The sequence below is a fragment of the Paludibacter sp. 221 genome, assembly GCF_010501035.1.
Lineage (GTDB): Bacteria > Bacteroidota > Bacteroidia > Bacteroidales > Paludibacteraceae > QVMH01.
Genome location: NZ_QVMH01000102.1, coordinates 1 through 605, shown reverse-complemented (window position 1 = coordinate 605; position 605 = coordinate 1). Strand labels below are relative to the sequence as shown.

Genomic DNA, 605 nt, shown 5'->3' with positions numbered 1-605 from the left:
TCGGAGCATCATCCGATGATGCCCTTTGAAAATACCAAATAAACAAAATAACGACAGTCAAAAAGAATACGAAAAGAATCAAAAACCAATTATTATTTTTCATCTTACATCATTTAAATACGTTCAAAACGGGGTTATTACGAATCAAATTTGTAATAAATTCGCTCAAATAATCACGGCTTGAAGCATCGTTTAAAGCATCTCTAACCACCCTACGACGCAACGAATCATAAAAGAACAGCCAAAACACAACAAAGAATAGAAAGAGCGAGAGAACAGTATAGAGAAATATCGTTAAAAAATCACTCATATTATTCTGTAATAATTTCACATTCATCCACTTTAGAATCCTGTAGTGATTTTGTGAAAGCATCCACACCCGCAAGCAACGCCTTTACTATTTTTACAATATCCTGTGCCTTATCGACACCTTTCAATATCATTTCAATAATTTTCATAACAAATTTCCTTTCTTTTTTTTTTTTAAGGTGTAAACAAACGATAAATCAAACAAGCAACACAATTAACATTTTTGCCGTATCTACCGAATATTTACACCTCTATTTTTTTTTTTTAAACAAACAGATTATCTCTTATTTTTAAAT

The 605-nt window shown here is 30.6% G+C and carries 1 protein-coding gene; it reads right to left on the bottom strand.

What is annotated here, in order from left to right; translation table 11 throughout:
• Positions 1-311: 311 nt before the first annotated feature.
• Positions 312-458 carry a hypothetical protein gene (locus D0T49_RS12915; protein WP_163632370.1) on the bottom strand — a complete coding sequence of 49 codons (147 nt, stop codon included), beginning with the start codon at positions 456-458 and terminating at the stop codon, positions 312-314.
• Positions 459-605: the final 147 nt, after the last annotated feature.